The 21,717-nt window shown below is 34.1% G+C and carries 20 protein-coding genes and 1 other RNA gene; 17 read left to right on the forward strand and 4 right to left on the reverse strand.

Annotated elements, in window-relative coordinates; genetic code table 11:
• The first annotated feature begins 5 nt into the window (after positions 1-5).
• From BG262_RS04445 to ffs, 6 genes are all read left to right on the forward strand, one after another.
• A complete protein-coding gene (locus BG262_RS04445; RefSeq protein WP_070787673.1) occupies positions 6-842 on the forward strand; it encodes a MetQ/NlpA family ABC transporter substrate-binding protein in 837 nt (278 codons plus the stop codon).
• Between the two features lie 64 nt (positions 843-906).
• Complete coding sequence (locus tag BG262_RS04450) at positions 907-1,923, forward strand: methionine ABC transporter ATP-binding protein (RefSeq protein WP_070787674.1); 1,017 nt, start codon at positions 907-909, stop codon at positions 1,921-1,923.
• A complete protein-coding gene (locus BG262_RS04455; protein ID WP_070787675.1) occupies positions 1,920-2,603 on the forward strand; it encodes a methionine ABC transporter permease in 684 nt (227 codons plus the stop codon). The genes BG262_RS04450 and BG262_RS04455 overlap by 4 nt, the downstream gene beginning before the upstream one ends.
• Before the next feature lie 412 nt (positions 2,604-3,015).
• The gene (locus tag BG262_RS04460) at positions 3,016-3,798 is read left to right on the forward strand and encodes an MBL fold metallo-hydrolase (protein WP_070787676.1); all 783 of its coding nucleotides are present in this window, start codon (positions 3,016-3,018) and stop codon (positions 3,796-3,798) included.
• The gene (gene tadA, locus BG262_RS04465) at positions 3,788-4,270 is read left to right on the forward strand and encodes a tRNA adenosine(34) deaminase TadA (RefSeq protein ID WP_070787677.1); all 483 of its coding nucleotides are present in this window, start codon (positions 3,788-3,790) and stop codon (positions 4,268-4,270) included. Before BG262_RS04460 ends, tadA begins: the two co-directional genes overlap by 11 nt.
• A 10-nt stretch (positions 4,271-4,280) precedes the next feature.
• Positions 4,281-4,378, forward strand: an RNA gene (ffs, locus tag BG262_RS04470) — signal recognition particle sRNA small type.
• 48 nt (positions 4,379-4,426) lie between these two features.
• On the opposite strand, the gene BG262_RS04475 is transcribed toward ffs, so the two are convergent.
• Entirely contained in the window at positions 4,427-4,879 is a 453-nt protein-coding gene (locus BG262_RS04475; protein WP_070787704.1) for a YueI family protein, read from the reverse strand.
• Positions 4,880-4,956: 77 nt separating this feature from the next.
• On the opposite strand from BG262_RS04475, the gene BG262_RS04480 reads away from it, so the two are divergent.
• The 6 genes from BG262_RS04480 (at position 4,957) to rpsA (ending at position 11,011) form a co-directional block, all read left to right on the forward strand.
• On the forward strand, positions 4,957-5,517 hold the full coding sequence (locus BG262_RS04480; protein ID WP_070787678.1) for a GNAT family N-acetyltransferase: 561 nt from the start codon (positions 4,957-4,959) through the stop codon (positions 5,515-5,517).
• A complete protein-coding gene (locus BG262_RS04485) occupies positions 5,510-6,793 on the forward strand; it encodes a DRTGG domain-containing protein (protein ID WP_070787679.1) in 1,284 nt (427 codons plus the stop codon). Before BG262_RS04480 ends, BG262_RS04485 begins: the two co-directional genes overlap by 8 nt.
• Before the next feature lie 54 nt (positions 6,794-6,847).
• The gene (locus tag BG262_RS04490; protein WP_070787680.1) at positions 6,848-7,786 is read left to right on the forward strand and encodes a DHH family phosphoesterase; all 939 of its coding nucleotides are present in this window, start codon (positions 6,848-6,850) and stop codon (positions 7,784-7,786) included.
• Between the two features lie 77 nt (positions 7,787-7,863).
• Positions 7,864-9,123 (forward strand): UDP-N-acetylglucosamine 1-carboxyvinyltransferase, encoded by a 1,260-nt coding sequence (gene murA / locus BG262_RS04495; RefSeq protein ID WP_070787681.1) that lies wholly within the window; start codon positions 7,864-7,866, stop codon positions 9,121-9,123.
• 118 nt (positions 9,124-9,241) lie between these two features.
• Entirely contained in the window at positions 9,242-9,505 is a 264-nt protein-coding gene (locus tag BG262_RS04500; protein WP_070787682.1) for a type B 50S ribosomal protein L31, read from the forward strand.
• A 279-nt stretch (positions 9,506-9,784) separates the two neighbouring features.
• Positions 9,785-11,011, forward strand: a complete 1,227-nt coding sequence (gene rpsA / locus BG262_RS04505) for a 30S ribosomal protein S1 (RefSeq protein ID WP_070787683.1) — start codon at positions 9,785-9,787, stop codon at positions 11,009-11,011.
• Between the two features lie 99 nt (positions 11,012-11,110).
• Here the strand turns inward: rpsA and BG262_RS04510 are convergent, their stop codons facing one another.
• A complete protein-coding gene (locus BG262_RS04510) occupies positions 11,111-11,545 on the reverse strand; it encodes a universal stress protein (RefSeq protein WP_070787684.1) in 435 nt (144 codons plus the stop codon).
• Positions 11,546-11,719: 174 nt separating this feature from the next.
• Between BG262_RS04510 and BG262_RS04515 the strand changes: the two genes are divergently transcribed.
• The 4 genes from BG262_RS04515 to thiI all read left to right on the forward strand — a co-directional run bounded on the left by BG262_RS04515 (position 11,720) and on the right by thiI (position 16,781).
• On the forward strand, positions 11,720-12,022 hold the full coding sequence (locus BG262_RS04515) for a hypothetical protein (RefSeq protein WP_070787685.1): 303 nt from the start codon (positions 11,720-11,722) through the stop codon (positions 12,020-12,022).
• Positions 12,023-12,058: 36 nt separating this feature from the next.
• On the forward strand, positions 12,059-14,116 hold the full coding sequence (locus BG262_RS04520) for a cation:proton antiporter (protein WP_070787686.1): 2,058 nt from the start codon (positions 12,059-12,061) through the stop codon (positions 14,114-14,116).
• Positions 14,117-14,268: 152 nt separating this feature from the next.
• Complete coding sequence (locus BG262_RS04525) at positions 14,269-15,411, forward strand: cysteine desulfurase family protein (protein WP_070787687.1); 1,143 nt, start codon at positions 14,269-14,271, stop codon at positions 15,409-15,411.
• Between the two features lie 155 nt (positions 15,412-15,566).
• On the forward strand, positions 15,567-16,781 hold the full coding sequence (gene thiI / locus BG262_RS04530; RefSeq protein WP_070787688.1) for a tRNA uracil 4-sulfurtransferase ThiI: 1,215 nt from the start codon (positions 15,567-15,569) through the stop codon (positions 16,779-16,781).
• A gap of 206 nt (positions 16,782-16,987) precedes the next feature.
• On the opposite strand, the gene BG262_RS04535 is transcribed toward thiI, so the two are convergent.
• Entirely contained in the window at positions 16,988-19,369 is a 2,382-nt protein-coding gene (locus BG262_RS04535; protein ID WP_070787689.1) for a transglycosylase domain-containing protein, read from the reverse strand.
• A gap of 181 nt (positions 19,370-19,550) precedes the next feature.
• Between BG262_RS04535 and tyrS the strand changes: the two genes are divergently transcribed.
• On the forward strand, positions 19,551-20,804 hold the full coding sequence (gene tyrS, locus BG262_RS04540; RefSeq protein WP_070787690.1) for a tyrosine--tRNA ligase: 1,254 nt from the start codon (positions 19,551-19,553) through the stop codon (positions 20,802-20,804).
• A gap of 109 nt (positions 20,805-20,913) precedes the next feature.
• Here the strand turns inward: tyrS and def are convergent, their stop codons facing one another.
• Complete coding sequence (gene def / locus BG262_RS04545) at positions 20,914-21,507, reverse strand: peptide deformylase (RefSeq protein WP_070787705.1); 594 nt, start codon at positions 21,505-21,507, stop codon at positions 20,914-20,916.
• Positions 21,508-21,717 lie beyond the last annotated feature (210 nt).

Genomic DNA, 21,717 nt, shown 5'->3' on the forward strand with positions numbered 1-21,717 from the left:
AATAAATGAAAAAGGGTAAATTAATAACAGGTCTATTTGCAGCAGTAGCCGTTCTATCGCTTGCAGCATGTGGGAGCAAAGATTCAAAAAAAGCCGATGGTGACAAAAAAACCTACACTGTTGGTGTAGTATCGGATTCGGCAAAAGAAGTTTGGGAACAAGTTGTAAAAGATGTTAAAGATGAAGGTATTGATTTAAAAATTAAACAATTTAGTGATTACAATACTCCAAATGATGCTTTAGCAGATGGAAGTATTGATTTAAATGCCTTCCAACATATTGCATTCTTAGAAAACTATAATAAAGAAAAAGGTAAAGATTTAACACAAATTGGATTTACACTAATCTCACCACTAGGTCTATACTCTGATAAATTGAAAGATTATAAAGATATCAAGGATGGAGACAAAATTGCCATTCCAAATGATGTGACAAATGGAGGACGTGCTCTTCAATTACTTAACTCTATTGATGTAATTAAGTTGAAATCAGATGCACCAGAGTCGCCAACGGTAAAAGATATTGATACTTATACAAAAAAAGTTGAAATTAAAGAACTAGATGCTTCTCAAATTCCAGCAGCATTACCAGACGTTGCAGCAGCTGTGATTAATACTAACTACGCTGTTGATGCTGGTCTTAAACCTAAAACAGATGCATTGTATTTAGATACTGATAACTTGGATAAAGTTGGAGATATCTACAAAAACGTTATCGCTGTAGATAGTAAAAATAAAGATAAAGAAGACTTCAAGAAAATTGTAAAAGCTTATCAAACTGATAAAATAGCAGAATTGATTTCTAAAACTTCAGGTGGAAATGATATTCCAGCTTGGAAATAATATAGTGTAAAGGAGTCTGAGCTCTCAGGCTCCTTTGGCTTTTAAATAATAAAGGTGATGGATAATGATTGATTTAAAAAATATAGTTGTAAAGTTTAAGCAAAAGGATAAGGAATTAGTTGCTGTTGACGACGTTTCAGTAAGAGTTGATAAAGGTGATATCTACGGGATCGTAGGATACTCTGGAGCAGGTAAATCAACTTTGGTTCGTGTTATAAACTTACTTCAAGTTCCAACAAGTGGAGAAGTAATTGTTGATGGAAAAAATTTAGAAAAACTTAGTAATAAGGAACTTAGAGAAGAACGAAAAAAAATAGGTATGATTTTTCAACATTTTAATTTGATGGAGAGTAGAACAATTTATCAAAATGTTGAGTTTCCTTTAAAAGGAAGTGGACTAACAAAGGAAGAAGAAAGAGTTAAAATTGAACGCCTTCTTGATTTGGTAGGGATTCTAGATAAAAAAGACTACTATCCATCTCAACTTTCTGGAGGTCAAAAACAGCGTGTAGCTATCGCTCGTGCATTAGCAAATGATCCGAAAATTTTACTATGTGATGAAGCAACTAGTGCTTTGGACCCTAAGACAACACTCTCAATTCTCGAATTACTTAGAGAAGTTAATGAAGCCCTAGGCATTACAATTGTTATAATCACGCACGAAATGCAGGTAGTAAAAGAAATTTGTAACAAGGTTGCCGTAATGGAAAAGGGGCGAGTTCTTGAAGATGGTTATGTAATTGATATTTTCAATGAGCCAAGAGAACTTTTGACACAAGATTTTATTAGAACAGCGACACATATTGAGCAAGCTGAAAAGAAAATTCTTACTTACAATAAGGATGCAGATATATTTGAACTTAAGTTTGCTGGAAATAATACTGTAAACCCCGTGATTATAGAATTATTTAAGAGATTTGGTATAACAGCTACAATTCTTTACGGAAATATTGAATACTTACAAGATACACCGTTTGGGACTTTATTAGTGAGCTTTGATAAACAGCCAGACTTAGCCGAAGTATCAGATTATCTTCTAAGTCAAAATGTTAAGATTGAAAAACTAGGAGGCAACAAATGATAGAAAAATATTTCCCGTATGCAAGCCAACTTCCTGATGAGTTTGTACAAGCCACTCTTGAAACAGTATATATGGTTGTTATTTCAGCCCTTATTGCAGGTGTTCTTGGTTTATTCTTAGGTATTGTTCTTATTCTTACAGGTAAAGATGGATTAAAAGAAAATAAACATGTTTATAATTTTTTGGATAAATTAGTTGATATTGGTCGTAGTATTCCCTTTATTATTTTATTAGCCGTTATTTTTCCATTTACTAGATTTGTAGTTGGAACAATCGTTGGGACCACTGCGGCTATACCACCATTAGTTGTGGCAACTGTCCCATTTTATGCTCGTCAGATTCAAAATGCATTATTGGAAGTCGATCCTGGAGTTATTGAAGCTGCGCGTGCTATGGGTGTTAGTGACCTCGGTATAGTCTTTCGTGTATACCTCAAAGAAGGTCTAGTTCCAATTATTCGAGCATCAAATTTCACAATGATTAGCTTGATAGGATTGACTACTATGGCCGGAGCAGTAGGTGGCGGTGGACTTGGACAGCTTGCAATATCTAAAGGATACCAAAGATATCACAATGATGTGACTTTTGCTGCCCTAATTATCCTATTAATCTTGGTATTTATTACTCAATTAATTGGAAATATTGCCATAAAATTGACAAGTAAAAATAAAAAAAGATAATTATATGTTGTGAAATATATTACAGTAAAAGCTTTAAATATTTCAATACTGTTTTTTAATTATTGAAAAAATAATTGTATTTGTATTACCAAAAAATTGAGAAAAGGTAAACAAAAATAAAAGCCGAAAACAATTGATATTTTAAGGTTTGTTTAAGGTTTAGACCATATACTAAGCGTAGCCCTTAAAAAGTCGTATATGCGACTTATCCTACTGATTTAATTATCAGTAAACTTTTCTTTTTCATAAAACTCCTTAAATACCCTCGGTTGCGACCGGGGGTATTTATTTTGTCTAGAAAATTATTAAATATAGGCATTTTCTTCCTACTATCTATATTATTTATTTTCTTTTAAATAAAGCAGAAAAAGTTTAAAATATAATTAAAGTAACATTAGAAAGCGAGAGTTTTATGAAATTAACTACTTTAGGATGCTGGGGAGGATATCCCTATAGAGATGCTGGAACTACAAGTTTTTTATTAACTAGCGAATCTGGTTTTAATTTATTAATTGATGCCGGAAGTCGTGCAGTAACTGAACTTGAACATGAACTTTCTCCCTTACAACTTGATGCTGTAATTATAAGCCATTATCATCAAGATCATATTGCTGATTTAGGAGTTTTACAGCAGTATCGCCAACTTTGGCCTAAAACTGATCCTGAGTGGGATTCTATGATTTTAGATATTTATGGGCACAATAGAGATGAAGTAAATTTTAAAAATTTAACATTAGCAAATGTTTCTAAAGGGTATGCTTATGATTATAAAAATGGACAAAAAGTTGGTCCGTTCGATATAACTTTTATTGAGACAGTACATCCCGTTATATGTTATGCCATGAGAATTGTTGAAAGAAAGACGGGGCAAACTCTAGTATTTACGGGAGATACAGGGTGGTTTGATGATTTGGTTCCATTTACTAAAGGAGCAGATATGTTCTTGGCAGATGTTTATTTATTTAAAGGTCAAGAAAAGCATTTTGCACATCTGACAAGCTTTGAAGCAGGTAAGATTGCTAGAGAAGCTGGTGTGAAAAAACTTGTCTTGACACACTTACCTCAACATGCACCAGCTCATATTAGTTCTGATAATTATTTAGAAAGCTTAAGAGAAGAAGCTCAGAATGAGGCTGGTACAATTCCAGTTGAGCTGGCTGAACCACATAAGAAATGGGATTTTAATGATTTCTGATATTCAAATTTTTACAGAAGATGAAAAAAAATATTTTATGCAAGAGGCACTAAAAGAGGCACAGAAGGCATATGAGAATGAGGAAGTTCCTATCGGAGCAGTGATTGTGAAAGATAAAGAAATTATTGCCCGAAGTTTTAACCAACGAGAGCTTCAACAAAGAGCAGTAGATCACGCTGAAGTTTGTGTTATTAATTTGGCAAATGAATATGTTGGAAATTGGAGACTGACAGATTGTGCGATGTTTGTAACTATTGAGCCTTGCGTAATGTGTGCAGGAGCTATTGGGCTTGCTCGTATTCCCCAGATTTATTTTGGTGCTACAAATGCTAAATTTGGTGCAGTTTCCTCGCTCTATCAAATTCTTGGAGATAGCAGGCTAAATCATCGTGTACAGGTTGAATCGGGGATCTTACAAGAGGAGTGTAGTAAAATAATGCAAATGTTTTTTAAGGCTAGACGAAAAAATTAGAGTATGTTATAATACTTTTTGGGGCAATATTTTGTTTATGAAGCGTGTCAGGACCTGACGGTAGCAGCACTAAGTAGGCAAGGTATGTGCCCTTTTTTGATTTTATTTGAAAATAAAAAAAAGCCAACTCATGTTAGCTTTTCTATTAATAGAGAGTTAGCCGAAGATTTTCTTCCACAAGCTTTCTTTTTTCTTTTTTATTGTTTCCCTTGTAGTAAGGATATCCTTGTACTGGTCATAAATATCACAATGATCAATGTTAACAGCTTTATCTGTATGTATTATTATTCCAAATACAGTAGATTCCAAAGGTTCAGCGACAATTGTGACTGCAGCATTATGGTCTTTTGCTTTTTTTACATAGACCATACTTATATCATCTGGTAATGTCCCATTGATTTTTACTGTGATATCGTCATACTTGCTTTGAATATCCTCAAGGATTTTATCAAACGATGAAAGAACCTCCTTCTTCATACAATCATCGTAGGTTATGATAAGAATGACTCTTTCGCGAAAGGTATTAAGATATTTTCTTTGTTCATCTGGGTTAAAGCGATGCTCGCCGTTTGCAGCCATATCAATTCTATTTTTTAAATTCGTTTCCATACCTGCATTATAACAAATATGGTAGAATAATACTAGAAACTGAGTTTTCTGTAGCATATAGAAGGGTACCAAATTATATGGACATACTAGTTAAACTTGCTGAGTATAACGCTATTGAAACACAAAGATTATTGTTGCGTCCTATTCAAATATCTGATGCAAATGATATGTTTAAATATTCCTCAGATGAAGAAAATTTAATATATATATTTCCACCGCATAGAACTATAGAAGAAACTAGATATTCCATTGCACATAATTTTATGGCACAACCATTAGGAAAATGGGCGATTGAATTCAAAGAAAATAGTCAAATGATTGGTACTATTGATTTCATAAAAGTTAATTTCAATGATAAGAAAGCAGAGATAGGATATGTTCTAAATAAAGTATATTGGGGTACAGGCTTTATGACAGAAGCAGTTAGGACATTGACTGATTTTTCTTTTAGAGAATTTGGACTTAAGAGTTTAGAAATAGTTGTTGATAAAAGAAATGTAGCTAGTTCTAAGGTTGCAGAAAACGTTGGGTTTAAAAAGATAAGGGAATATAAGTCGGCTAATAAATATACAAAAGAAATTGTTATTTTCACAAAATACAAAATAGAAAGATGGGAATATTTAAAGGAAAATGAGTAAACACCAAGAAATTATTGAATATATTGAAGACTTAGAGATTGGGAAAAAAGTCAGTGTTCGTGGATTGTCACAGAAACTCTCAGTAAGTGATGGAACTGCCTACCGAGCAATTAAGGAGGCTGAACGTAGAGGTTTGGTTGCAGTTGTTGACCGTGCAGGTACAATTCGTATCGCAACACGTGAACAAAGAATTATTGAACGATTAACATATGAAGAAATTGCTAAAATTTCAAATGCAGAGATTTTAGGTGGCCATGCTGGTATGGATCGTGAATTTAATAAATTCGCAATTGGTGCCATGACTGAAAAAAATATTAAAAAATATCTTTCTGTCGGTGGACTTTTGATTGTTGGAGATAGAACAGATATCCAACTTTTAGCCCTTGAAGAAGGAAATGCCGTACTTGTTACAGGTGGGGTACCTGTTGATAAGAAAGTATTGAAATTAGCAGATGAAGTTGAAATTCCAGTTATGCGTACAACTTTCGACACATTTACAGTTGCTAGTCGTATAAATCGCGCACTAAGTAATGAGCTAATTAAAAAAGATATAGTTACAGTTTCCGATGTTTATCAAACAAACGTACCTACTCTTAAAGAAGATAGTACAATTAAGGATTATAATGATTTGGTTAAAAAGACTAACGATAGTCGTTTTGCCGTAGTAAATCAGCATAAACTTGTTGTAGGTATTGTAAGCATGCGTGATGTGGCTGGTAAAACATTGAATACATCAATTGACAAGGTTATGACTCGCAATCCTGTTGTGGCTCCGCTTGATATGACAGTAGCTAGTGCTAGTCAAAAAATGATTTTTGATGGTTTTGAATTAATGCCAGTAGTAAACTCTGAAAAAATGTTTACTGGTGTTGTCAGTCGTGGAGATGTTCTGCGTAGCTTACAAGAATCACAAGAACAAAATCAATTTTCTCATACTATGAGTGATGATGTTGCAAATGCAATTCATGAGGTTCAAAGCTATTACACATTCACAGTTGATCCATTTATGATGAACTCTATGGGTAATATTTCAAATGGAGTGATGGTTGAAATTATTTCAAACATTGCTGGACGTGTGATGACAAAGACAAAGAATAAAAATATTTTAATTGACCAACTGAATATCTATTTTATGGATGCCGTAAGCATTGATGATGAGTTAGAAGTGTATCCAAAAGTAATTTCAGAAACAAGACGCGGTGCAGTTATTGACGTTGAGGTTTACTTAGATTATAAAATTATTAGTAAAGCTTTGATTACAGTACAAGTTCAATAGTATTTTTAGTAGCAGAAGAAAAAGTAGATAGTAGCAAAAAAGGGTGGTAGTTAAATGCAAGAAATGAAGACAGTTATAGATAAAATTAAAGAGTATGATACGATTATTATTCATCGTCACCAAAAACCAGATCCAGATGCTTTGGGAAGTCAAGTTGGACTTAAGGAATTAATTAAAGAAAATTTTCCTGATAAAAAAGTTTATGCGGTTGGTTATGATGAACCAAGTCTTACATATTTAACTACTATGGATCAAATTTCTGATGATACATACAAAGGTGCTCTTGTTATTGTTTGCGATACTGCAAATACTCCAAGAATTGACGATGCAAGATATAGTACTGGAGATTTTCTAATTAAGATTGATCACCATCCAAATGATGATGCTTATGGAGATTTTCTTTATGTTGATGATTCTGCGTCATCTGCAAGTGAAATTATCACGGAATTTGCTATGACTTTTGGCTTAAAACTTAATTCAGAAAGTGCACGTATGTTATACGCTGGTATTGTTGGTGATACTGGACGTTTCTTGTATCCAGCAACGACTTCAAGGACAATGTATTTAGCATCAATTTTGAGAGAACAAGATTTTGATTTTGCTAAACTTGGTCGCCAAATGGATAGTGTGGATTTGAATATTGCAAAACTTCAAGGGTATGTCTTTGAAAATATTGTAATTGATGAAAATGGAGCTGCCTATGTAACTCTTAGTCAAGAACTTCTGAAATCATACGGGGTTACAGAAAGTGAAGTAAGCTCTGTTGTTCCAACACCAGGTCGTGTAGCGAGTATTGAAGCTTGGGTTCTCTTTGTTGAACAACCTGAAGGATATTACAGAGTAAATCTAAGAAGTAAGACAACCGTTATTAATGAGATTGCTAAAAATCATCGTGGTGGAGGTCATATTTTTGCAAGCGGAGCAGTGAGCAAGAATATTGATGAAAACAAGGAAATTTACCAAGAATTACAAGCAGCTGTAGCTAATAAATAATTTATTGTGTAAAACGGTGAATATTTGTGTTAAAATAGCATCTGTTATAAAAAAATAATTTGTGAGATTGTATATAAATGAAAAAAATATTAATTAATGGCGGAAATCGAATAAAAGGTGAGGTTACAATATCAGGAGCAAAAAATAGCGTAGTGGCTCTAATTCCAGCTACGATTCTAGCAGATGATATTGTTGTTTTAGATGGTGTTCCTGATATTTCTGATGTTTCAAGTTTAATTGAAATAATGGAAATAATGGGAGCAAAGGTTAAGCGTGATGGTGAAACATTGACGATTGATCCTAGAACGGTTAAGAGTATGCCCCTTCCATATGGTAAGATTAATAGTCTTCGTGCTTCATATTATTTTAATGGAGCTTTACTTGGAAAGTTTGGTGAAGCTACTGTTGGTCTACCAGGAGGATGTGATCTTGGACCTCGCCCTATTGATCTTCATATAAAGGCATTTGAAGCACTTGGTGCAAAAATGACTTACAAAGAAAATGCAATGCACCTTACTACAGAAGGTGAAAAATTACAAGCAACAAATATCTTTATGGATATGGTTAGTGTTGGTGCGACAATAAATACAATGCTTGCAGCTGTAAAGGCTGAAGGTAGAACTATTATTGAGAATGCAGCAAGGGAACCAGAAATCATTGATGTTGCAACTCTTTTGAATAGTATGGGTGCTCAGATAAAAGGTGCTGGAACAGATGAAATCAGAATTGACGGAGTTTCAACACTTGGTGGGGCTAGGCATACAGTAATTCCTGACCGTATTGAAGCAGGTACCTACATTTCTCTTGCTGCTGCATTTGGCGATGGAGTAGTAGTTAATAATGTTATTTATGAACATCTCGAATCATTCATTTCTAAGTTAGAAGAAATGGGTGTTCGAATGACGATAAGAGAAGACTCAATTGAAATTCATAAATCTGAAGGTTTAAAAGCCGTTAACATTAAAACAGTTCCTTATCCTGGATTTGCAACAGACTTACAGCAACCTATCACTCCTCTTTTGTTAATGACCAATGGTCACGGGAAGATTATTGATACAATATATGAAAAGCGTGTGAATCATGTTGGCGAATTGATTAAAATGGGAGCTGATATGAAGGTTGATAATGATATAATTAGTTATCGTGCGCCTAACAGACTCCGTGGTGCTGAAGTTACAGCAACAGATCTTCGCGCAGGTGCGGCTTTGGTAAATGCAGGAATTATTGCTGAAGGGCAAACTAAAATTAATAATATTGAATTTATCTTAAGAGGTTATGATAATATTATTGAAAAAATGACTTCTCTTGGAGTAGATATAAAAATTATCGAAGAATAGAGCAAATTCTATTGCAAATTCTTTCTAATTTTGATAAACTATATTGTGCTTGACTACTGTGAGTGGTCTCACCAATCTCTGAATTGGCAAACAGTTCAGGGCAGAAAGGAAAATGACAATGAAAAAAGATATCCATCCTAATTATGGACCAGTAGTATTCATGGATACTACAACTGGTTACAAATTTTTGAGCGGTTCAACAAAATCTTCTAAAGAAACTGTTGAATGGGAAGACGGAAACACTTATCCACTAATTCGTGTTGAAATTTCTAGTGATTCACATCCATTCTACACAGGACGTCAAAAATTCACACAAGCAGACGGACGTGTCGATCGTTTCAACAAAAAATACGGTCTCAAAGACGCAAACGCTGCAGAATAATTTGTATTATTATGACAGACAAAGGGAACACCGAATGGTGTTTTTTTTGTAGTTTTAAATGTTAAAATTTAGAGCAAATATCAGTTCAGTGAAATGAATTACAAGTACATTATAAATAAAAGAATAATGAACACTATATTTTTTTATTAAATGTTTATTTGTGTTCTTTTTTTGCTTTTTTATTAATAAATACAATTTCTCTTTTATTTTTTCTCTTTATATGATAAAATCAATACAAGACTGTGTGTCAGTTAAGTCGTAGGAGGAAGAAATTTTATAATGAATGAATTTGAAGAACTATTAAACAGCGTCGGTGACGTAAAAGTTGGCGATATCGTAAAAGGTGAGATCCTTTCAGTTGACGGTGATCAAGCTTCTGTAGCTATCGTTGGAACTGGTGTTGAAGGCGTACTTACTTTACGTGAATTAACAAGTGAACGTGACGCTGATATAAATACTTTTGTAAAACCAGGTGATGAATTAGAACTTTTAGTTGTAAAACAAATCGTTGGTAAAGAGTCTGAAGGTGCAACTGTATTCTTACTTTCTAAGAAACGTTTAGATGCTCGTAAAGCATGGACTGCTCTTGAAGGTAAAGAAGGTGAAGTTGTAACCGTTAAAGTTCTAAGAAACGTTAAAGGTGGACTTTCAGTGGATTATCAAGGTGTACGTGGATTCATCCCAGCATCTATGATTGACACATATTTCGTTCGTGATACTGCAAAATTTGTAGGACAAGACGTTGAAGCTGAAATTATTGAAGTTAACGCTTCAGAAAACCGTTTCATCTTATCTCGTAAAGCAGTAGTTGAAAAATCAGCTGCAGCTGCTCGTAAAGAAGTTTTCGAAAAAATCGAAGAAGGTTCTGTAGTTGAAGGAACAGTTGCTCGTTTAACTGACTTCGGTGCATTTGTGGACCTTGGTGGTGTTGATGGACTTGTTCACGTTACTGAACTCGCTCATGGACGCGTAAGAAACCCTAAAGATGTTGTATCTGTTGGAGATAAAATCAACGTTAAAGTTCTTAAAGTTGATGAAGATGCTAACCGTATCTCATTATCACTTAAAGCTACAGCACCTGGACCTTGGACTGATATCGAAGAAAAAGCTGCTGTTGGAACAGTTCTTGATGGTACTGTAAAACGTTTAACTGATTTTGGTGCATTTGTTGAAATTTTCCCAGGTGTTGAAGGATTAGTTCACATCTCACAAATTTCACATACTCGTGTTGAAAATCCAAAAGACGTTCTTACTGCTGGACAAGAAGTTAAAGTTAAAGTTCTTGATGTTAAACCTGAAGAAGAACGCGTATCTCTTTCAATCAAAGCTTTAGAAGAAGCACCAGCTCGTGCTCCACGTGAAGATTCTGATAATGAAGGACGTAGCGAACGTAAACCACGTCGTAACAACAACAAACGTAAACCACAACGTGATTACGAATTACCAGAAACTCAAGAAGGATTCTCACTTGCTGATTTCTTAGGTGAAGATTTCAAACTTGACTAAAAAGTATTTATAAGAATGAAGATTGCGATCTTCATTTTTTTTATTTACTAAAAAATACATATAAAAAAACTGTTGAAGTCAACAGTTTTTTTATAAAAATTATCTTACAACTAGAACATCACAAGGAGCATTACGAATAATATATTCAGCAACACTACCGATGAGTAGACGTTCAATTGCAGTAAGACCAGTTGAACCAACCATAATTAAATCAACACCTTCTTCACGAGGAACAGTATCTGATAAAAGTACTTTTGGACTACCGAACTCAATTCTAGTTTTAGTATTTTCCACACCAGCATCATGAGCAATCTTTTCATATCTATCAACAAATTCTTTTGCAGATTTGAGAGTATCATCAGCAATAACGTTCTCAAAACCACTAATTCCTTGGAAGGCTCTTGAATCAATAATATTAACAATCACTAATTCAGCTTTATTTCTAATAGCAACTTGCACCGCTTTAGTAAAAGCTTTTTCAGCCTCATCACTACCATCAACACCAACCAGAATCTTCTTATACTCTTGTTCCATATTAGAACCTCCTTTTAACTATAATATTACCTTTAATTTATGTATAAGTAAAATATTATTAGTATTTTTAAAATTAAGTTATTAAAATGTATGTCTTGTATTTTTGGTGGTATAATAGTAGAATAACAGAATGAAATGTGGAATGTCCACCCTACATTATTTTTGGAGAAAAAAATGAGAAAAAATATTTCAGAAGAAGAATTCATGAAACGTTTGAATATGATGCGTGAAGTCTATCTTGAAAAACAAGAATTTAAAGAGAAATTAGCAAAACATCCTGAGTACAAGGAAAAATTCTATGAAAAATTTTCTTCTAATGAAGCAAAAAGAGCAAGAATGAAAAGAAAAATGGCTCAATTAGAATTTAAACGTTGCCAACGTATGATTGATAATAAATCTTGTACTGATATCGATGAAAAATTAGCAATGCAAAAAGCTCTTTTTAAACAAAAATATAAAGATTTAAACAATTTATAAATCCTAATAATTGATTAAATAATTAAGGAGAATTTAGTGGATCATCAACTAATATTTTTTATAATCGGTTTTTTATCTGCTTTAATAGCATCAAATATTATAAACCGAGTGTTTCCGAAAATCCCCTTACCTTTTATTCAAGTAGTATTAGGTATAATAATGGCAACCTTTGGAGCTGATCAAATATTAAAGTTTGATCCAGAGGTTTTTTTGGCATTTGGAATAGCACCCTTGCTTTTTAGGGAAGGCGAGGAAGCTAACGTTCCAAGTATTATGAAACACTGGCGAACAGTTGCAATTTTAGTTCTTCCAGTCGTGTTTATTACTGCCGTTGTCATGGGGTTTGCTGCCCATTCATTTTTCCCTACAATGCCTTTGGCTGCTTGTGTTGCGATTGGAGCAAGTTTAGGTCCAACTGATGCAGTTGCAGTCTCATCTTTAGCAAGTCGTTTTGACTTTCCGAAAAGGATAAAGAGTATTCTTTCTGGGGAAGGACTGCTTAACGATGCAAGTGGTATCATTGCCTTTCAGTTCGCGCTTCTTGCCTTAACAACAGGTAAATTTTCACTGGCAAATGCAAGTGTTCAGTTTGTAATATCTGCCCTAGGGGGAGCTCTTATCGGATACTTAGTATCATGGTTGAACAATACAATTCTTTCTTTAATGGAGGATGTTGCCGCTCAAGACGTAGTAGGTTACTTGCTTTTAGAACTTATGATGCCACTTTTAGCCTTTAGCCTATCAGAGTTGCTCCATGTATCTGGAATTATAGCAGTAGTAGTAGCTGGTGTTCTTCAAGCGGCGGGCTTTAAAAAAATTACATTATTTGATGCCCAAGTTAACCAAGTATCAAGTACCATTTGGGATACAATTGTATTCATGTTAAACGGTGTAGTCTTCATTTTTCTTGGAATTGAACTTGAAACAATAGCGCACCCTGTTTTGAAAAATGATTCATATGATAACTGGACACTCTTATTAATAGTGTTTGTACTTACGGTTGTTTTATTTGCTACTCGATTTGTTCTTTTAGCAATCTACTATAAGATTATAAGTATCAAAAGAAAGCAACCCTTTGAAAGATATAAAAGCGATTTAATGCTGTTAACTTTTGCAGGAGTTAAAGGTACAGTAAGTATCGCTACAATTATGTTAATTCCACATGCTGTCGCTCAAAAGTATAACATGATGATTTTTACAACGGCAGGAGTTACAATGTTAAGTTTCTTATCGGGAATCATAATTTTGCCTATGATTGCACCTAAAAAAGAAGGAAAAGCTAATTATTTTGGACAGATTGCGATACTAAACGATGTAGTGTTAGCCCTTCAAGATGATCTGGAAAAAACACGAGTAAAAGACGGTTATTATGCAACCATTGACAATTATACTCAAAGAATACAGAAGTTTATCTTGATGCAAGAAAGTGAAGAAGCAACTGAGGATTTCAATAATCTACAACTTATGATTTTACAAATCGAAGAAGATAGCTTAAACAGCGCCTATTCTAATGGTGATATCAGTATAAATACTTATCGCGTGTATCATCGTTACTTAAAAGAATTAGAGCGTTCAATTACTCACAGTTTGGTATCGTCATTGACTTTTGCAGTAACAATTCTTTTCAGAGCAGCACATATGGCCATTGTAGAATTCTTGCACCTTTTCCGTCGTAAAAAAGGTGTCACAAGAAAAACTCCGATTCTAACTGATGAGGATAAACAAGAACTTAAAGATTTATATCTTCAAAATACTGAGTTAGTCCTATCATCACTTTATAACTTGTATGACGTATACGATTCAAATTTGATTAATCTATTAGGATCTGATAGATTACGTTCTGCAGAGCTAGTTGCAGAGGGTGATTTTAAACGTCTCTTTGCCCACTATAGACCAAATAATATAGATGAAATGACGCGCGGTTATTATTTGGAGAGAAAATTAATTGCAGAATATGAAGCTCGAGGTGAGATTACCTCAGCTAAGGCGCGACAAATGCGTAAGAATGTTAATACTCTTGAAGATTACTCAATGAATGAGGAATATAGTAGCTTATTATATGATTTCCTTGAGTATCGTGGAGGAAGAAATTAATCAGTGCCAAGCACTGGTTTTTTTATACTTTTGTCAGAAAGTGTGTATAGAAAAAATTGACCAAAACACTATGAAAATGAACTATATTTTTGTTATACTTATGAGTGCTTGATTACAAGATTTAATATTATAAAAAAATAGAGGAGAAAGCTGTGATTTATTTTGATAATGCTGCAACAACTAAGCCTTATCCACAGGTTTTGAAAACCTATACAGACGTAGCTACAAGAATTTGGGGAAATCCAAGTAGTCTACATAGCTTAGGTAATACGGCCGATAAATTATTAGAACTAAGCCGTAAACAAATAGCTGAACTACTCAATGTTAATACAAATGAAATTTACTTTACTAGTGGTGGTACCGAGAGTGATAACTGGCTTTTAAAGGGAACAGCACTTGAAAAAGAAAAATTTGGTAAGCATATTATTGTCTCAGCTATTGAGCATCCAGCAATTAAAGAATCTGCTCATTGGCTTGAAAAACGTGGATTTAACGTTGATTATGCACCTGTTGATAAAAAAGGATTTATCAATGTTGATAAATTAGCTGACTTAATTGACGATGATACGACTGTTGTTTCTATAATGGCAGTAAATAATGAAGTCGGTAGTATACAACCGCTTAAAGAAATAGCTGAACTTTTATCAGATAAGCCAAATATTACCTTTCATGTTGATGCTGTTCAAGCGACAGGTAAGATTCCTGTAGAAAATTACTTATTTGACCGTGTAGATATGGCTAGTTTTTCAAGCCATAAGTTCCACGGGGTTCGAGGAGTAGGTCTTGCTTACATAAAGGAAGGTAAAAAAATTGAACCCTTACTTTCAGGAGGAGGGCAAGAAAATAATCTTCGTTCAACTACTGAGAATATTGCAGGTATTGCTGCAACTGCACGTGCCTTGCGATTGACTCTAGAAGATATGAGCGCAAAAAATCAACATTTGGCACGAATGAAAGAAGTAATTGTTAATCAGCTTAGAACATATGATGGCATTGAAATTTTTTCGGGGACTGAAAATTTTGTACCGAATATTATTACTTTCGGAATCAAAGGAGTTCGGGGTGAGGTTTTAGTTCATGCATTTGAAGAAAGAGAAATTTTTATTTCTACAACAAGTGCATGTAGTTCAAAAGCTGGATCTGCTGCCAGTACCTTGATTTCAATGAACGTTCGACCAGAAATTGCTACATCTGCTGTTCGTATTAGTTTGGATGAAGAAAATAGCATGGCTGAGGTAGAGCAGTTCTTGACAGTCCTTAACCATCTTTACGATAAATTCCAAAAGATTAGATAGGAAAGTACAATATGAGGAAGAAACCAAATTATAAGATTCTTGCTGTTTCACTGATATTGTTTCTTTTATCAATCAAGTGGAACCAATTATTCTTATTTGCTTCAGGATGTTTTCTGTTAGCATTTTTAAAACCAAGACAATAGAGGAAGAGATACGTGAAATATACAGAAATTATGGTTCGTTACGGCGAACTTTCAACAAAAGGGAAAAATCGTGGTAAGTTTATTGGTCGACTTGCTCGTAATATTAAGCAAGTTCTTGTTGATATGCCTGAGCTTTCAGTTGATGCTCAAAGAGATAGAACTCACATTATTTTAAATGGTGCTGATTACGAAGTTGTAGCAGAGCGTTTAACTAAAGTTTTTGGAATTCAAAATTTTTCACCTAGTATTAAGGTTGAGAAAAATATGGATGCTATCCGCACAGCTGTAGTTGAGCTTATGAATGATGTCTATACTGAGGGTATGACTTTTAAGATTACTGCTAAGCGAAGCGATCATGACTTTGAGCTTGATAGTACTGAACTTAACCAAGATCTTGGAGGTCTTGTTTTTGATAATATTGCCCATGCTAAGGTACAAATGAAGGCACCTGATTTAAATCTTCGTGTTGAAATTCGTCCAGATGCTGCTTATCTTTCTTATGAAACAATTAAAGGAGCTGGTGGACTACCTGTTGGGACTAGTGGTCGTGGTATGCTAATGCTTTCAGGTGGAATAGATTCTCCTGTTGCTGGCTATTTAGCTCTTAAGCGTGGAGTTGAAATTGAGGCAGTTCACTTTGCAAGTCCTCCTTACACAAGCCCAGGTGCTCTTCAAAAAGCGAAAGATTTAACTGAAAAGCTTACTTCTTTTGGTGGTAACATTAAGTTTATTGAAGTTCCATTTACAGAGATTCAGGAAGAAATTAAAAACAATGTACCACAAGCTTATTTGATGACGATTACTAGACGTTTTATGATGCGTATTACCGATGAAATTCGTAATCGCAGAGAGGCATCGATTATTATCAATGGTGAAAGTCTAGGACAAGTTGCAAGCCAAACTCTGGGTAGTATGGTTGTAATTAATGAGGTTACAAATACACCAATTATCCGTCCAGTTGTAACAATGGATAAATTAGAAATTATTGAAATTGCAGAAAAGATTGATACATTTGATATTTCTATCCAACCATATGAAGATTGTTGTACAATTTTTGCACCACCAAGTCCAAAGACAAATCCTAAATTAGAAAATGCTATTCAATATGAAAAACGTATGGATGTTGATGGATTAGTTGAACGTGCAGTAGAAGGAATTATGATTTCAACAATTGAAAAAGAAGGTAATAAAAACGAAGAAGATGCAGAGCTTGCGGATTTCTTATAAAATATTTATGTCTAAGTATACTTTCGAGTATGCTTTTTCTTTTGTAATACATTGGTAAAATGATATTTTTTACTAAAAACTTTGCTCAATAGCTTAATAGTTTAAGATTTATAGACGTTTAGTAAAATATATTTATGGCAAAATACCTATACAATGACTGAGAGAAGAGTCAATAAAAAACTCCAATTAATATTGGAGTTTTTGTATTATCTATTATTTCTATTGCTATACCCATTGAAGTTAACGATTTTACTCCACGCATCAGCATAGTTTGCATCGCTTCCACCAATTGCAAAACGATATTGAGTAATAGGTGCACCTTCGGATGTTGCCCAGTGACTTGTAGTTGTTTCACCACTTAGGGTTATTGTAATTGGTCCACCTTCAACCTTACCTGGTTTTTCACCTGTAGACGTTAAGACAGTACTCTTTGTTACACTTGGATCGAGTTCAAATTTCTGTCCATCTCCAAAGATACCAGCTTTAGAATTGTTAATAGCTGTAACAAGATTAGCCATATAGTTGGCTTGATTAACAACACCAGTTCCACTACCTAGAGGAGTATTATCATCATGACCAATCCATCCTCCTAGTGTCACAGTTGGACTTGAAAGTAAGAGCCAAGCATCTGTGTAATCTTCACTAGTACCGGTTTTACCTGTCCAATCAATAGATGATACTAAATTGGGATTTGCACTAGACAGATAGTCAATAAATTTAGTGGTTTCTTTCGAACGAATGGGACCACGTAATAATTCATTCATTATACTTGCAGTAGCTTTTGAGAATACTTTAGTCGGATTAGACTTCCATTCATATATAACTTTACCACTATCATCAGAAATCTTTTGAACCACATGTTGTTTTTGATATTCACCATGGTTTGCTAGAGTTTGATAACCGTTGGTTTGTTGGACTACTGATTGGTCAATTCCTCCCCCAATAGGTAAGCTTTCGATACTATAATCTTCGACTTTGTACCCCATTTTTTCCATATATGGTTGAGAAGGCTTATTTTCTTTAAGCATTGTCTGATATAGCCAGTAGGCAGGTATATTTGTAGAAGCATTTAAAGCTGCTTGAACCGTCTGCATTTGATTAGTACCAGGATCACCTACGTGCATTATTGGTTGACCGCTTGAATAGGTTGCAGGATAGTCGCTTAATCGGCTTGCACTTCCGATAATTCCTTGATCAATAGCAGGTGCATAAGCTAATATTGGTTTAATACTAGAGCCAGGACTTCTTTTAGTATCAAAAGCGTGGTTATTTTGGTTTTCCTGATAGTTACGTCCACCAATAAAGCCTAGTACTGCACCGGTTTTATTGTCCATTAGTACGTTGCCAACTTGAACCTGACCTGTTCCATCATCTAAGGAACCACCGAAATTTGCAACGGCAGTCTGCATAGCGTTATAAATTCCTTGGTCAACAGTCGATTGAACAGTATATCCACCTTGTTGTAATTTTTGTAAAGCTAGTTTGCGGTATTCTTCTTTAGTAGAGTCATTTTTTTGATCACTTTCAGAGACTTTGTCTTCTTTTATTAAGTAGTCGTAGATATGATCAACAGCTTCGTCAATAATAGTGTAGTAGAGATAGTCATGACTGATTGTATCAGGTGCACTTGAAGGAATAAAATCTTTCTTTAGATCGTATGCCTTATATTCGTCATACTCCTTCTTATTGATGTAACCACTACGGTACATATTGAAAAGGACAGTATCTTTACGTTCGAGACCATAGGATAAATTGTCTGGAGATTTGAGGCTTGCATCTGCAGCATAAGGACTGTAAGTAATTGGACTCTGTGGAAGACCGGCAATGAAGGCGGCTTGAGGCACATTTACTTCAGAAGCGTTCTTTCCAAAAATTCCTTTTGCTGCTTCCTGTACACCTGCTATATTTTGCCCTTTATTGTTACGACCAAAAGGTGAAACATTAAGATAATCAGTTAAAATTTGATCTTTAGAAAAATCTTTTTCAACAGCACGAGCATAAACAAATTCAGAAGCTTTACGTTGAAATGTAGGGCTATCTCCTAAAATTTGTTGTTTTATTAACTGTTGAGTTATAGTAGAACCACCACTTGAACTTCCAAGACCAACGACCTCTCCCAAGGTTGCACGAAGTATTGCTTTAGGGACAACACCATTATGATTATTGAAATTTTCGTCCTCAGTTGAAATAATAGCATTTTTGATATTTTGAGAAATATCCTTGCTATCAACTTTAGTCCTAATAAGATCAGACGATACTGGGGAAATTAAATTATTGTTATTGTATACTAGCGAAGAAGTACCATGGATATTATTGATTTTCTTACCAAGTTCCTCCTTGCTTGGTACTTTTACATCATCAACTAAACTAGCAAAATATCCAGCCCCTAATCCACCAGCAAATAAGATTACTAATAGCAGGACAACTAAGAGAGTATATATAACACCTCTAGTAGACATAAATGCAATGCTAAAGAAATCTTTAGTTTTTTGCCACCATTCTTCTCCATTGACATTGCCTTTATTTTTGGTCAAGTCTTTTCTTTGAGAAGATGTATTTTGATTTTTTTCATTATTCTTATCACTCATACCGCAATTATACCAAAAATGTTAGTAATCGGCTAACTAGTTAGAATAAAATAATCGAAAATTTATAACAAAAGTTGTAGATTTTTGCTATAATTAGAATATTAATTTTAAAAAATACTCTTGAGCTTTAAAATACATTGTATTTAATTAATAGAGTATAAAAAAACAAGGAGGTTATAGCATGGAAATTTTTGATGAATTAGTCGAACGTGGCTTAGTTTTTCAAACTACTGATGAAGACGCTTTAAGAAAAGCACTACAAGAAGGGAGTGTTTCTTTCTATACAGGCTATGACCCTACAGCTGATAGTCTTCATTTGGGACATTTAGTTCCAATTTTAAATATGCGTCGCTTGCAACTTGCGGGTCACCGTCCGATAGCTCTTGTAGGTGGAGCAACTGGTATGATCGGAGATCCTAGCTTCAAGGATACTGAACGTTCACTCCAAACGACTGAAACTGTTTTGGAATGGACGAAAGGAATTAAAAAACAACTAGAACGCTTTTTAGACTTTGAAGGTGATAATGCCGCAGTAATGGCAAATAATTACGATTGGTTTAGTAAAATTAACGTCTTAGAATTCCTACGGGATGTTGGTAAACACTTTACTATCAATAATATGATGAGTAAGGAGTCTGTTAAGAGTCGTATAGAGTCAGGGATTTCATATACTGAATTTGCATACCAACTATTACAGGGTTATGATTTTTACTTCTTAAACCAAGACCAAGGAGTTACTCTTCAGGTTGGTGGAAGTGACCAATGGGGTAATATGGTTGCCGGTACTGAATTAATTCGTAAAAAAACAGGTGAAACCGCTCATGTAATTACAGTGCCACTTATTACTGATTCAACAGGTAAGAAATTTGGTAAGTCAGAAGGTAACGCGGTTTGGCTTGACGCTGATAAGACGTCACCATATGAATTCTACCAGTTTTGGTTGAATGTAGCAGATGCTGATGTTGTTAAATTCTTGAAAATTTTTACTTTCCTAAGTCTTGAAGAAATTGAAGAAATTGGTAAAGAATTTGAAGCTGCTCCTCATGAAAGACTTGGACAAAAAGTTCTTGCTAGAGAAGTAGTAACATTAGTTCATGGTAAAGATGCTTATGAACAAGCAGTTAAAATTTCTGAGCAATTATTTTCAGGAAACATTAAAGAACTTTCAGTTTCAGAAATTAAACAAGGTTTGAAGGATGTACCAAATTATGCTGTTAAACCAGAAGATAATTTAAATATTGTTGATATTCTAGTAACTGCAAAAATTTCCCCTTCGAAACGACAAGCGCGTGAAGATATTCAAAACGGTGCTATCTATATTAACGGAGAGCGTCAAACTGATACAAATTATACTTTGACAAATGAAGATAAACTTGAAAATGAATTGACAGTTATTCGTCGTGGTAAGAAAAAATACTCAATTTTGACTTACTAAACATATTAAAAAATTGAAGTACTTATGCTTCAATTTTTTTTATTCATATAAATATAAATAAAAAAGACTGATAAATTATCAGTCAATAAATATTATATTTTTAGCAAGACTAATCAAGTAATAGCATACCTTCTGTAGTAGCAAATGGGTTTTTAGGGTTAATGCGGTCAAAGAACATAATGCCATTAATATGATCAATCTCATGTTGAACAACTATTGCATTATATCCCTTTAGTTTAATTTTTTTCTTATTTCCTTCTTTGTCAAAATATTCTATTGTTGCACGAGCATGACGGATAACATATCCAGGGATATCTCTATCTACTGATAGACATCCTTCCCCTTCAGCAAGAGCAGCATCTTGTACTGAATGAGAAACAACACGAGGATTATACATTACAGTTGCAAGGCTATAAGCTTCTTTAGGGGGGATGACAACTTCTTCCCCTTTTTCGTTTTCTTCAATTTCTTCTGCATTTGGTACTAGGACAGCGATGATTTTACGAGAAATATCTAGTTGAGGTGCTGCAATACCCACTCCAGCACGAAGTCCCATTTTTTCAGCAGTAACTTCATCTTGAGAATTTCTTAAAAAATTAAGCATTTTTTCTCCCAAAATGATATTTTCATCAGATAAAGGGAATTCAACATCAGCCGCAATTTCACGTAAAGTGGGATTTCCTTCCCTAATAATATCATCCATATCTATTAAATGACCAGCAGAGGTCAATTTTTTAATTGTTTGAGTTTCCAAAACGTTCTCCTTCTAATATTGTCAATCTTTATATCTATAATTTGACACTTTTTATCATAAAATACAAGCTAAATGCATAAATAAATGCTTGATTACTTGAAATTTCAATAATAATAGTTTATCATAATTAGGTAGTTTTCTACAAGAAGGCATCTTGGT

This window comes from Floricoccus penangensis, assembly GCF_001832885.1.
In the GTDB taxonomy this organism is placed as follows: domain Bacteria; phylum Bacillota; class Bacilli; order Lactobacillales; family Streptococcaceae; genus Floricoccus; species Floricoccus penangensis.